Source organism: Cytobacillus sp. FSL R7-0680 (genome assembly GCF_038009245.1).
Lineage (GTDB): Bacteria > Bacillota > Bacilli > Bacillales > Cytobacillaceae > Cytobacillus > Cytobacillus kochii.
The window spans coordinates 1193031-1205934 of sequence record NZ_JBBPAO010000001.1 but is presented as its reverse complement, the minus strand read 5'-3'; the positions used below and the strand labels follow the sequence as shown (position 1 = coordinate 1205934).

Here is a 12904-nt window from a genome sequence, read left to right as displayed (position 1 = left end):
TGAAGGAGGATTATGCATGAATTTTACTGTACCAGAAGAAACTTTAGAAATTATAAACGGCTTAAAACAATTTATTGATAAAAAGGTCATTCCTTTAGAAGAAGAAAACGCAGAATTACTCTACAATGAAAGGAATTATTATCTAGAAAATGGTAGGCGTCATCCAAAGGTTGAGAGCTTAAGAAAAGAAGTAAGAGTGGCTTCAGCAGAAGCTGGCTTTTATACAATGTTCGGGGATAAAGAACTAGGTGGAGAGGAACTTGGACCTATTACGGCATTATTAACGCAAGAAGCGATTGCAAAAAACTATCCTAATCGAAAACTAATCGACCCTATAGTGATTCCCTCTCCATTTACCAATGGAATTACACCAGTACTGAGAGGGTTGAAACAAGAATTAAAAGATGAGTATCTAGATGGGATAAGAAAGGGAGAGAAAACATTATGCTTTGGCTTAACTGAACCAGATGCCGGTTCTGATGTTTGGGGGATTAAAACAAAGGCTGTTAAAGTGAACAATGAATGGGTAATAAATGGAACAAAGCAGTGGATAACGAATGCACCTTATGCGGATTACTGTATGTTATTTGCAGTTACAAATCCCGAATTACATGCGAAGAGAAAAGGTGGAATTACTTGTTTCTTTGTTGAAACAAATAGCACAGGCTTCAACGTAGATTCAGTCATTCCAGTTATGGGGGAATTAGGAGGGGATGCTGGAATTATTAGCATCGATCAATTAAGAGTTCCAGAAGAAAATATTATTGGAGAATTAGATCAAGGCTTTACAAAGGCCATGCACGGGATTAATAATGGCAGATTAGGGATGAGCGGGAAATGTATCGGTTCTGCTCAATGGGCATTGAAACAGGCAATAGATTATGCAAATATGCGAAAAACGTTTGGAAAAGCAATAGGTGAGCACCAAACTATTCAAAATATGATCGCAGAATCTGCCATGGATATCTATGCTGCTAGGAATATGGCTTTACATTGCGCATGGAAAATTGAAAACACGAAAAAACAACCGGTGAAAGAAATCTCGATGGTAAAAGCTTACTGTACGGAAATGTTAGGGCGTGTATATGATAAAGTCATCCAGGTTCATGGAGGAGTCGGCGTTTCAAATGAATTAAAGCTTGAAGCAGGATACCGTTATGCCAGAATCCTGCGAATCCCTGATGGTACATCAGAAATCCATAGACGAACAATAGCTAGAAGCCTATTAAAAGGTGACTTGAACTTTAATTAAACAGAAGGATTATTACAAGGGGGAGCTGAAATGGGGAAACTAAAAAACAAGATTGCGCTCGTCACTGGAGGAGGCTCAGGAATTGGCAGATCAATTGTCGAGCGTTTTGTTCAAGAAGAAGCTCGCGTGATTGTATTAGATATAGACGAACAATCTTTACATGTCACTTGTAATGAAATCAATCATCAAGTTCCTGGTTCTTGCCTACCGAAGATTTGTGACGTCACATCGAGTAATCAAGTGAACAATGTCATCAAAGATTGTTGGAAACAACTAGGTACTATCGATATTTTAATAAATAATGCGGGTGGAGGTTGTATGGAACACCCCATTCATCTATTGGAACTAACAGAAGACATGTGGAATCGTGTATTTGATTTAAATACAAAAAGTATTTTCCTCGTATCTCAATCGTTTATTAGAAATCATGTTGAAAAAGGGACACAAGGAACAATTGTCAATATGGCTTCACAAGCAGCAATCAACCCAAATAATTCGATGAGGCCACATTATAGTGCAGCAAAGGCGGCTGTTATAGGTTTAACTAAGCATATGTCAAAAGAGTTTTCCCCATCAGGATTTAGGATTAATGCAATTGCTCCAGGCTATTGTGTTAGTGGTGAGAGAATGCAGAAAATATGGAAGAACCGAGATGTTGGATCTACATTAAGAAATGTTCCAATCGGCAGACCATCCGCACCTCATGAGCAAGCTGCTGCTGTTACATTCTTAAGCTCAGACGATGCATCTTATATTACAGGTGTAACATTGGATGTTAGTGGTGGTGGGTTTTAAAAAAAGATATATGGGAGGTCATCAGATGTCAGAATTATCAGTATTACAAGAAAAAAAAGGAAGAATAGCCTATATCATATTGAATCGCCCAGAAAAATTAAATGCTTTAAATAACCAGCTGTTAACAGAACTTGATCAAGCGCTAAACGAAATTGAACAAGATGATTCTATTAGTGTAGTCATTATAAAAGGAAGTGGGAGAGCCTTTAGTGTAGGCTACGATGTTGGTAAGTACAGTCATCCGACTGTCACTGAAGATCGAGATAAATTAGAGGAATTTACGAAAAGATGGTTAAGAATATGGGCCTTTCCCAAACCAATCATTGCTCAAGTGCATGGTTATGCATTGGCAGGGGGTACACAGTTATTAGCTTCATGTGACTTTGTCATCACAGCGGAGAATGCACAATTTGGCTTTCCCTCTCTGCCTCTTGGAGGAGGATTTGTCGGGATTTATTGGGGGTGGCATATTGGGCATCAACGAGCAAAATTACTAGACTTAACAGCTGGAAGTAGAATAACAGGTATTGAAGCAACAGAGTATGGATTTGCCGCTCGTTGTTTTAAAGAAGCTGAATTAGAAGATAAAACATTAGAAATTGCTAAAGGAATTGCCAAAACACCTCTTGATATTTTGAAGTTAAAGAAGCAAGCACATAATCGCGTAATGGACATTCAAGGATTTAGAACGAGTGTAATGTTTGGTCCAGAACAGGATGCAATTATCCATACGACTGAAGGGATTCAATCAATTAGAGAGAAAATAAATGAATTGGGCCTTAAGCCAACCATTCAATGGTTTAATGAACAAGAAATTTAAAAGGAGGAATGGATGCCTATCAGGATGTTCAGAGGGAAAGTGGCTATTATTACAGGCGGTGCAGGGGGAATAGGGGAAGCAACAGTGAAGAAATTGTTGAGTGAGGAAGCAAAAGTAGTTGTTTTTGATTTACAACAAGGAAAATGGCAAGGCTATCAAGACGATATTGAGGAAATAAAAGTAGATATTAGGAATAGAAGAGAGGTTGAAGAAGCTGTAAAGAGTGTATATAAAAAGTTTAATCGCATTGATATTTTGATCAATTGTGCTGGAATATTAAAAGATCATCTAATTGATGATATGTTGGATCATGAGTGGGATACAGTCATTGATGTAAATTTAAAAGGTTCCTTTAATTGTTGTAGAGCGGTTACACCTTATATGAAGAGACAGCAACAAGGAAAGATAATATTAATTTCATCCGTCGCAGCTCTAGGTACACAAGGAAGAGTCAACTATGCTGCTGCAAAAGCAGGCATTCAAGGACTGACAAGATCTTTAGCCATTGAACTTGGTCCCCATGGCATCCATGTTAATGCGGTTGCCCCTGGCTATATAGAAACACAGATGAGTAAAGTGTCTGAAGCCGATGCGCATAAGAGGGGAATTGATAATTTCAATCAAATGAAGCAAGCGATACTCGATCGGAATCCAATAAGAAGAATTGGTCAACCAGAAGATGTGGCAAATGTCATTGAATTTTTGGCAACAGAAAAATCCGATTATGTTACAGGACAAATCATCTATGTATCAGGAGCTCCAAATAATTAACAGACTATGGATTTTATTGAACTTGTGACTAAAAGGGGATAGAAAAATTGATCATGTAGAACAAGTTAAGTCACCAGTTTTGCTTGACGGATCAATCCATCTCTTCATCCCACGGAAGGAGGATTTATCGTTGGAAACTAACGGCAATACTAAAAAAACAATCGCAGAAGATCAACTAAAAGAAATGGGTTATTGGGATTCGATAATGGATTATATATCGACTTTCGATACTGACTTTTATCATATATACAAAGACTTCTTATGTACTCCTTATACAAATCATATTTTTGATGCAAAAACAATTGAGCTGATTCATATCGCAATAAACGCTTCTCCGACAAACCTTTGCCAAAGCAAACTAGAAATGCATATGAAAAACGCAATCAATCACGGGGCAAAAAAAGAGGAAATCTTCGAGGTTCTTAAACTCGTTAGTGTGCTAGGCATGCATACTTGTGCAGTAGGAATACCGATTTTAGTAGATGAATATAATGCGTACTCAAACGATTCTATGCCTGTAAAGTTGAACGAAAGCCAAAAGGAACAAAAAGATCAGTTTATAAAGAAAATGGGCTATTGGAACCGTTTTCGTGACATACTTCTAGTTAATGATGAACCATTTTTTGAAAGTTATCTTAAAGTTTTAACAAACCCTTGGGAAAAAGACATCATCAGTGCAAAGCTAAAAGAATTTATTTATATTGCAATCGATAGCTCTACAACACATTTATTCGAGAATGGGATTCGAATTCATATAAGAAATGCATTGAAGTATGGAGCTAGCTCTGAAGAGATAATGGAAATTTTAAAAATTGTCAGTACACAAGGCAGTAGTACTTTTCATATAAGCTTGCCTATTTTGGAAGAAGCGCTTTCAGAAATATAAAAAGAAGTCCTTAGATTTAAGGGATTCTAAAGATACAATTATAGTCTCTAGTTAAATTTTTGTAATATTTAGTCAAAAGTTGAAAATCAAATGAAATGGAGTGTTGGATAATGCCTATTTTAGGAAAAGATATGACATTTGGACTGTTCTTCTTGAATTCGGTAGCCCCATGGAAAACGGATGCAGAAGAGTTACGTGATGGATTAGAACAAATAAAGGGTGCTGATCAATTAGGATTTCATTCAGCATGGATTGCTGAACATAATGCTCGTGCTTATGGTGTTGTTAGTTCTACATCTGTTTATCTGGCAGCTGCAGCCGCACAAACGAATACAATTATGCTGGGCTCTGCCGTTTCTAGATTACCTCTCCATCATCCATTACAATTAGCTGAAGATATGGCATTAGTCGATATTATCAGTAATGGTAGATTGTATTTAGGCGTTGGTAAAGGCTACGATGCATTAGAATATGAAGCATATAATATTGACTTTGATCAACGTCATGAAAAATACTTAGAGTCATTAGATATTCTTACAACCGCATTGAAAAATGAGAAGGTTACTTATGCAGGAAAATTCTTTGATATTAAAGACATTCCTGTTTACCCAAGACCGGTCCGTCGTTCAGGACCACCGATATTTGTAATGGTATCTGGTAATGATTCTTCTATCATTAATGCAGCAAAACAGGGGCATTCATTTGTTCTAGGAGGAATAACGAATGAAGATACGAATCACAAGATTGCATTGTATAAAAAGTCTGCACTTGAATCAGGTTTAACTCCTGAATATGTTGAAAATGCGGTTGCTCGATCTGGAAAGTTACTTTTCTGCTATGTTGCAGAAACGACTGAACAAGCACAAGAGGAATATAGAAAAGGGCTTGAATGGTATATGAGTGAAAGGGATAACCGACCAACATTTGGTGTGATTGATAGAGAAAGAAATATAGATTACCAACGTTTTTTACAATCGGAGAATACATTAGTTGGATCACCAGAAAAAGTAATACATGATATACAAGAATACAAGAGAATTACAGGTTTAAATAATATGATTCTTTGGATGAATATTGGTGGTCAACCACAACGGCAAGTGTTAAAGTCGATGAAGTTGTTCTCAGAAAAAGTGATGCCATATTTTTCGCAGACAGAACATTCCATTCGCTAATGCGTCGTAATGAAAACGTTTACTAAAAAGGGGGGGCTTTATGAGATACAAGGCATTAATAGTTACACTGTTCATTTCACTCTTGTTTTTATCAGCTTGTTCTTCTCAAAAAACAGCTTCCGGCGAAAAAATATATCAATTAAACTTAAATGTTTCAGCCGGACCTGTACATCCTTTTACCAAACAAGTAGCAGAGCCGTGGGCAGAAATGGTTGAAGAAGAGACGAATGGGATTGTTCAAGTTAATATTTTCCCTAGTGCTGCTTTAGGAGAGCTTTCTTCTGCCTATGAAGATATAAAATCAGGCCTTTATGAAGCTGGAATTGTATCACCAGGTAGACATATAGATACAGACCTTTTCCCGTTAACTATTGGTGATTTGCCTTTTCTAATTGATGACCCCGCAATCGCAGAATCTGTCCTTACTCAATTCAAAGATAAATATATGAAAGATACTTTTAAAGAAGGACAATTTATGTCAATTTCTTCCACTGACGCTTATCAATTATATAGTACTCAACCAATTCGTACGATGAAGGATATGAAGAAACTGAAAATAGCCGATTCCGTTCTTGAAAGAATCGAGTTATTCAAAGAGTTAGACGCCATACCAGTATCTTTGAATAATACAGAATTATATGAATCTGTTGAAAAAGGCATAGTCGATTCCGTTGCTTACACTGCAGTCGGTGCAAATGGATTCAAATTAGAAGAAGTGAGCCCTTATATGACGAAATTAGATATTGGTGTGGCAACACAAATGTTTATGATGAATCATGATTTTTTAGAGAGCTTACCTGAAGAGATAAAAGAGATGTTTTATGAAAAATTTGGCCCTGCATACGCTAGTTTGATTACAGACCTTTACACACAAAGTGCTGACAAAGCGATAGATACTTTTGAATTGAATGTAAAAGAAGATGGAGGTAAAGTGATCGTTCCTACTGAAGAAGAACTAGCTATGTTTAGAAAACCTGCAAAAATTGTAATGGATCAGTGGGTAGAAATTGCAAATAAGAGAGGCTATCCTGGCGAAGAAATGATGGCGTACTTTACAAGTCTACTTGAAGAAAAAGGGATTATCATTCCAGAATAGTGAAAAGGGGCTACCAAGTGAGCCCCAACATATTTTAATAGTAATGATCATTTGTGATTGGAGGGTTAAAGATGTGGGCGAAAATAATCTCGAAATGTACTCAAATCAATAAATGGTTGGCATTCCTCTCATTGATAGTAATGATGATAATTGTTGCCTTTTCAGCTATATCAAGAGGTTTAGGCAATCCGATTGTCGGTGATGTTGAGCTTGTCCAATTAACAATGGTTACATTGATCGTAGGTGCCCTTTCGTATACTGAAAATCTAAGAGCTCATATTTCGGTAGGGATCCTAGCAGATCATTTTCCAATCAAAGTTCAATATGTGATTGATTTAATTTCTTCTATATTAATTACGATTTTTGCTTTTTTAGTTGCTTATGTTTTTTTCATCAAATTTGATCTCGCCGAAGCCTCTATCATTCTCAGGATACCTTTTTTCTACTTTAAAGCCCTATTAATATTTGGTTTCATCGGCTGGGGATTTGAATCAATCAAGCAAATAGTTGGTAACATTAAGTTGCTCACACAAGGAAAGTAGGGAGGGGATTCGTTTGGATGTAACTGCTATAGGTGTGCTTGTTTTAGTTTTTGTGTTTATTTTAATGTTTCTAAGAATACCGATTGTAGTAGCAATGGCGGTGCCTGCCTGTATAGGTATTTTAGTTTTAAAAAGTGAAAATGCATTGTTTACTGCTATTGAAAGCATCATTTGGCATCATAGTTATAGCTATACATTAAGTACAATTCCTCTATTTGTATTAATGGGACAATTTTTATATGTTGCTGGATTTAGTGACGAATTATTCACCGCATTCAAAAATTGGTTCGGCAAGCTTAAAGGCGGCTTAGGTATAGCAACCATTGGGGCATCGGCTATGTTTGCTGCTTCCTCAGGTTCGAGTTTAGCAACAACAGGTACCATTGGAGTCGTCGCATCAAAAGAAATGCTCAAAGCGGGCTATGCAAAAAGCTTAACAGGTGGATCGATTGTCGCAGGAGGAACATTAGGCATACTTATCCCTCCAAGTACCATGTTCATTCTTTATGGCATGATGACCGAGCAATCTATAGGTAAGTTACTAATGGCAGGCATTGTGCCTGGGATTTTATTAACGCTTTTTTTTATGCTAACGATATGGATTAGTATATTGATCAAGCCTAGTTTAGTGTCGGGGACTTATGAGAACAATGTAACTTGGAGTGAAAAAGTTAAATCTTTAAAAACGAATATATGGATTATTTTACTATTTATCCTAGTTATGGGTGGAATATATATCGGATTTTTCACCGCTACAGAAGCAGCTGGTTTTGGGGCATTAGGTGCTTTGCTTGTTGCCTTATTAAGAAAAAAACTGACATTCGCTCGATTTCGTGAAGCAATTTTTAGTACAGTAAAAACGACTGGTTTTATTTTCGCTATTGTGATGGGGGCATTTCTCTTAAACTTTATTTTGACGATTACGAGAGTACCTAATCTATTAGCAGACTTTTTATTTAGTAAAGAATTATCACCAACAATGATTTTTTTACTTATTGTGCTTATGTATTTAATTTTAGGAGCTATTATGGATACAATGGCAATGATTGTTGTAACCATCCCGATAATCATGCCAATCATTCAAGCGCTTGAATTTGATTTGATTTGGTTTGGCGTAATTATTGTTCTCCTCGTAGAGATGGCCTTAATTTCACCACCAGTTGGGATGAATTGTTTTGTGTTGAAGGGCGTCGTGGACGACCTTGACCTTCAATCCATATTTAAAGGCGCACTATTGTTCATGATTCCAATTCTATCATTAATAATATTGTTATATATTTTCCCTGAAATCGCCCTATTTCTACCGAATTACGTAAGGTGATTCAATTTTCTTCAAAAGTACATCCAACTTGCTTCAATCAGGGAGAAGGTGAAAATGAAAACGTTTACTACATCTATCTTCTCCCTTCATTTGTATTCAAAATTATAAATTTATGAAATAATTAAAAAATGAATGGAGGTTGAATATATGAAAGTAATTCATTCGGTTACCGGGCCAATTGAAGTCAACAAACTAGGTAAAACACTTATCCATGAACATTTAAGGACAAGAGCAGAAGAAGTCGCTGTTCAATTCCCCCATTTATACAATCATGATGAAGAATATCAATTAGCTTTAGAACAAGTGCTTGGTGTTAAGAAACAAGGGGTACAGACTATTTTTGATCCAAGTGTAATGGGACTAGATCGTGACGTCAGATTTATGCAAAGGGTTTCTAGGGCATCAGGAGTAAATATCATTGCTGCTACAGGTATCTTTACATTTCATTATTTACCGACACGCTTTATGTTCAATGACATCGGCTTTATGGTAGAACAATTTGTAAGGGATATTGAAGTAGGCGTTCAAAATAGTGAGATCAAAGCAGGCTTTTTAAAATGTGCAACGGATGTTCCTGGTCTTACTCCTCAAGTAGAAAAAGTTTTAAGAGCAGTCGCTCGGGCACACCTCCGCACAGGAGTACCTATCATGACTCATTCAGTACCCTCCAAAGAAAATGGCCTCACTCAAATTGAAATTTTTGAAGAGGAAGGCGTTCAATTGAATAAAGTCCTAATCGGTCATTGTGGGGACACTGACCAACTGGGTTATCTCGAAAGATTGTTAGATAAAGGGGTTTATATCGGAATGGACCGCTATGGTCTTACCTCTACTTTATCAACAGAAAGACGAAATGCGACAATAAACGCGCTTGTTCAAAAAGGATACACTAATAGAATGTTTTTATCGCAAGATTATTGTTGTACGACAGATAGATATAAACCTGAAAGTTTAAAAAAGGAAGTATACCCCGATTGGTCAATGACATTTTTATTAGATAAAGTGGTTCCTATGTTAATAGCTAATGGGGTAAGTGAAGAACAAATCCATACGATGCTCTATGAAAATGTGAAAACATGGTTAAATTAATTGAAAATCAACATACCCAAATGTTTCATTAATATTGTTAGATAAGGGGGGATGAAGATGAAGTTATTTGTAACCGGTTTTTCACCTTTGGATGTGTTTGTCGAAGAAGAAATCTCAATAAGGAAACAAAATTTCCAAGAATTAGTAGTACAAAAATTAGAAGCAAAAGATATTTTGAAAAACCCTACCTATATACAAAATGATGATGTATTAATTTGTGGTGCTACCATTTATGAAGAGTTTAAGAAGCGTCATGTTAGAGGACATTTGATTCCATTTCGCGTACAAACGAATGAATTTCTAAAAGCATTAAATCAAGCCGTACGACTTGGAAATGAAATTAATATTATTAATTATAAAGAAAAGTTTTTTAAGGAAGATTTATCGGATTTAGAAAATTTATTGAATATAAAGATTAACCAATACTCTTATCCGAATGTAGAGTCCATTGATGATTTAATAGATGAGCTTGTTGCGAACAATCAAAATAGTGTCATAGGTTCTGGCTTAATTGTCTCTAAAGCTATTAAAAAAGGATTAAGCGGGTTCATTTGGTATGGAAGAGAAAGTGTAAAACAGGCAGTCGATATTGCATTCAATGTATTAGCCGGGAGATTTGAAGAGCAAAGTAATTTAAAACGTCAAGAATATATATTAGAACATTTTAATGAAGGTGTCATTAGTTTAAACGTAACAAACAGAATCCTTCAAATCAATCAAAAAGCAATCGAATTGTTAGATCTACAAAAATATCGAGATTTGAAAGGGATTTCAATCAATGAAATTGGGGAGTTTGGTTTTATTTCTAAAAGCTCAAAACAAAATGTTCTTATCAAGGGGAAATTACTTGATTATAAAAACAAAACTTTATTTTTAAACTCCTTCCCAATCTATGTTAAAGATATTTTTGACGGAACGGTTATCATTATTTCGGACACGGACGAGATACAAAAACATGAAAAGAAAATAAGAAAAAAGTTATATGATCAATCCAATCGCGCCATTTACGACTTTCATGATATTGTCGGTAAGAGTACAGCGATTCAAAAGACAAAGTTAAAGGCCAGAAAGTTTGCGAAAACCGATGCAAATGTTTTAATCATTGGAGAATCAGGAACTGGGAAAGAGCTTTTTGCACAAAGTATACATAATGAAAGCTCTCGCTCATCTGAACCTTTTATTGCAATCAATTGTGCAGCAATCCCGGAAAACTTAATTGAATCAGAGTTTTTTGGTTATACAGAAGGTGCTTTTACAGGCGCAAAAAAAGGGGGAAAAGCAGGTTTATTCGAACTTGCTCATAAAGGTACTGTATTTTTAGATGAATTAGGAGAAATCCCATTAAGCATGCAATCAAAATTATTAAGAATTCTTCAAGAAAAAGTCGTTAGACGTGTGGGAAGTGCTTCGATTATCCCAATAGACGTGAGAATTATTGCTGCTACAAATGTGAACTTGCTTGAAAAAGTGAGGAAAGGTGAGTTTCGTTTAGATTTATTTTACCGTATTAGTGTATTAAATCTTATTTTACCGACATTAAATCAACGCAAAGAAGATTTGGAAGATTTGGTTTTATCTTATACTGCCAAGCGATATCCTCATTTTTTACATACGATAAATGAGCACATTTATGAAATGACAGAACTATTAGCAGAGTACCAGTGGCAGGGAAATATTAGGGAATTGGAAAACAATCTTGAACGATTATTTGCCTACTTAGAATCACCAATAAAGTTGACTAGAAAAGAGTTAATGAATTATTTAATTGAAACATTAGAGGATAATGACTTTTCACAATTAAGTGCTGACCTTTATGAGGAAAACACATCATATCAAGATCTAATAAAAAAGGCAGAGATGAGTACAATCAAAGATGTGCTAAATAAAACAAATGGGAACAAAAGTGAGGCAGCAAAATTACTAGGGATCAGCAGAAGTACATTATGGCGGAAGTTAAATGAAGAAGAATTAATTTGAATATAATCATCGTCGAATCTTAGCGCTCCCAATGTTGCAAAATTCATCATATTGGTTCGAATATGATACATATAAAATAAGCTGTGTCATCTAATCACTACTTTTTAAATTGGCATAAATATTGCAACTTAATCTTATATTAACAATGCTAAATAAAGGGGAGATTAAGGATGCGATTATTAGGGATTTCTGGAACAATAACAGGCTCGAAAACGTTAGTCGTAGTAAATAAAGTATTAGATGAATTAAAATCAATTCACCCTGAAATAGAAGTAGAGTTACTAGACTTAAAGAATTTTGACCTGCAATTTTGTGATGGCAGACATCCTTCTGATTACAATGATGATACAAAAAAAGTGATTGAAACCATCACTTCCGCTGATTTTTATGTTATCGGATCACCTATTTTTCAAGGATCGATAACAGGCGTACTTAAAAATTTGTTTGATTTAGTTCCTCCAGATGTATTTCGTAACAAAGTCATGGGATTTATTGCGACAGGAGGAACATATCAACATTATCTCGTAATTGAAAATCAATTAAAACCGATTGCAGGCTATTTTCGTGCATATGTATCTCCAAGCTATGTGTACGCACATATTGATCATTTCAATCATAAGAACGAACTAATTGATAAAGATGTCTTATTAAGAGTGAAAAACTTAGCCAGTGAACTGGCTTATATGAATCAAGCATTATCTAAAACACAATATATTAAATAGGAAGAGACTCAATAAGAAGATAGCGATTACTCAAAATCAAACAGCCTATCTCTGCATGTAGTAGCGCTTATTTTCATCCTATTGTTAGACATCATCATATTTTCAAAAGAGGTTGGGACATAAGTATTCTAGCTAAGGATTGATCCGAGTGATTAGGCGTATCTAACATCTAATCATTCGGATTTTTTGTAATGATTTCCTTATATGATGTAAATAGTGAAATGGGAAAGCTGCGACCCCGCAAGCAATGCCGTGGAAGCTCAGCCCCTTATCTCGGAAAGCGAGTGTCTGTAGCACAATGGTAAGGACTTTTTTGCAAATGATGTTCTTAAGATCATCATTTGTTACTGATTGTTTTTAAGGTTAGCTCATTTAGTGATTACCCAGCCCCTTTATTGAGTACTCCCACATAAGCAAAGGTAAAAATTGTAATGAGCTAAACTAAAGGGTACGGACTGACA

12 protein-coding genes are annotated in these 12904 nt (G+C 35.6%); all 12 read left to right on the top strand.

What is annotated here, in order from left to right:
- The first annotated feature begins 16 nt into the window (after nt 1-16).
- The 12 genes from MKY26_RS06090 (at nt 17) to MKY26_RS06035 (ending at nt 12443) form a co-directional block, all read left to right on the top strand.
- A complete protein-coding gene (locus tag MKY26_RS06090) occupies nt 17-1252 on the top strand; it encodes an acyl-CoA dehydrogenase family protein (RefSeq protein WP_341093409.1) in 1236 nt (411 codons plus the stop codon).
- Between the two features lie 30 nt (nt 1253-1282).
- Entirely contained in the window at nt 1283-2047 is a 765-nt protein-coding gene (locus MKY26_RS06085) for an SDR family NAD(P)-dependent oxidoreductase (RefSeq protein ID WP_340974906.1), read from the top strand.
- A gap of 25 nt (nt 2048-2072) precedes the next feature.
- Entirely contained in the window at nt 2073-2867 is a 795-nt protein-coding gene (locus MKY26_RS06080; protein ID WP_322909347.1) for an enoyl-CoA hydratase-related protein, read from the top strand.
- A gap of 12 nt (nt 2868-2879) precedes the next feature.
- Nucleotides 2880-3638: an SDR family NAD(P)-dependent oxidoreductase gene (locus MKY26_RS06075; RefSeq protein WP_322909346.1), complete on the top strand. Its 759-nt coding sequence runs from the start codon at nt 2880-2882 to the stop codon at nt 3636-3638.
- Nucleotides 3639-3768: 130 nt separating this feature from the next.
- Nucleotides 3769-4524 carry a carboxymuconolactone decarboxylase family protein gene (locus MKY26_RS06070; RefSeq protein WP_341093370.1) on the top strand — a complete coding sequence of 252 codons (756 nt, stop codon included), beginning with the start codon at nt 3769-3771 and terminating at the stop codon, nt 4522-4524.
- A 110-nt stretch (nt 4525-4634) separates the two neighbouring features.
- Nucleotides 4635-5696, top strand: a complete 1062-nt coding sequence (locus MKY26_RS06065; RefSeq protein ID WP_340974898.1) for an LLM class flavin-dependent oxidoreductase — start codon at nt 4635-4637, stop codon at nt 5694-5696.
- Between the two features lie 40 nt (nt 5697-5736).
- Nucleotides 5737-6792 carry a TRAP transporter substrate-binding protein gene (locus tag MKY26_RS06060; protein WP_341093360.1) on the top strand — a complete coding sequence of 352 codons (1056 nt, stop codon included), beginning with the start codon at nt 5737-5739 and terminating at the stop codon, nt 6790-6792.
- Between the two features lie 71 nt (nt 6793-6863).
- Nucleotides 6864-7334 carry a TRAP transporter small permease gene (locus MKY26_RS06055; protein WP_341093349.1) on the top strand — a complete coding sequence of 157 codons (471 nt, stop codon included), beginning with the start codon at nt 6864-6866 and terminating at the stop codon, nt 7332-7334.
- A gap of 13 nt (nt 7335-7347) precedes the next feature.
- Nucleotides 7348-8655, top strand: coding sequence for a TRAP transporter large permease (locus MKY26_RS06050; RefSeq protein WP_341093335.1), 1308 nt, complete (start codon nt 7348-7350; stop codon nt 8653-8655).
- A gap of 147 nt (nt 8656-8802) precedes the next feature.
- A complete protein-coding gene (locus MKY26_RS06045; RefSeq protein WP_328199422.1) occupies nt 8803-9744 on the top strand; it encodes a phosphotriesterase family protein in 942 nt (313 codons plus the stop codon).
- Between the two features lie 57 nt (nt 9745-9801).
- Entirely contained in the window at nt 9802-11721 is a 1920-nt protein-coding gene (locus tag MKY26_RS06040; RefSeq protein ID WP_341093322.1) for a sigma 54-interacting transcriptional regulator, read from the top strand.
- Between the two features lie 170 nt (nt 11722-11891).
- Nucleotides 11892-12443, top strand: coding sequence for an NADPH-dependent FMN reductase (locus MKY26_RS06035; RefSeq protein WP_095373291.1), 552 nt, complete (start codon nt 11892-11894; stop codon nt 12441-12443).
- Nucleotides 12444-12904 lie beyond the last annotated feature (461 nt).

Coding starts and splice junctions, on each gene's coding strand:
- MKY26_RS06090 (WP_341093409.1), top strand. CDS start 17: ATGAATTTTACTGTACCAGAAGAAACTTTAGAAATTATAAACGGCTTA.
- MKY26_RS06085 (WP_340974906.1), top strand. CDS start 1,283: ATGGGGAAACTAAAAAACAAGATTGCGCTCGTCACTGGAGGAGGCTCA.
- MKY26_RS06080 (WP_322909347.1), top strand. CDS start 2,073: ATGTCAGAATTATCAGTATTACAAGAAAAAAAAGGAAGAATAGCCTAT.
- MKY26_RS06075 (WP_322909346.1), top strand. CDS start 2,880: ATGCCTATCAGGATGTTCAGAGGGAAAGTGGCTATTATTACAGGCGGT.
- MKY26_RS06065 (WP_340974898.1), top strand. CDS start 4,635: ATGCCTATTTTAGGAAAAGATATGACATTTGGACTGTTCTTCTTGAAT.
- MKY26_RS06060 (WP_341093360.1), top strand. CDS start 5,737: ATGAGATACAAGGCATTAATAGTTACACTGTTCATTTCACTCTTGTTT.
- MKY26_RS06055 (WP_341093349.1), top strand. CDS start 6,864: ATGTGGGCGAAAATAATCTCGAAATGTACTCAAATCAATAAATGGTTG.
- MKY26_RS06045 (WP_328199422.1), top strand. CDS start 8,803: ATGAAAGTAATTCATTCGGTTACCGGGCCAATTGAAGTCAACAAACTA.
- MKY26_RS06040 (WP_341093322.1), top strand. CDS start 9,802: ATGAAGTTATTTGTAACCGGTTTTTCACCTTTGGATGTGTTTGTCGAA.
- MKY26_RS06035 (WP_095373291.1), top strand. CDS start 11,892: ATGCGATTATTAGGGATTTCTGGAACAATAACAGGCTCGAAAACGTTA.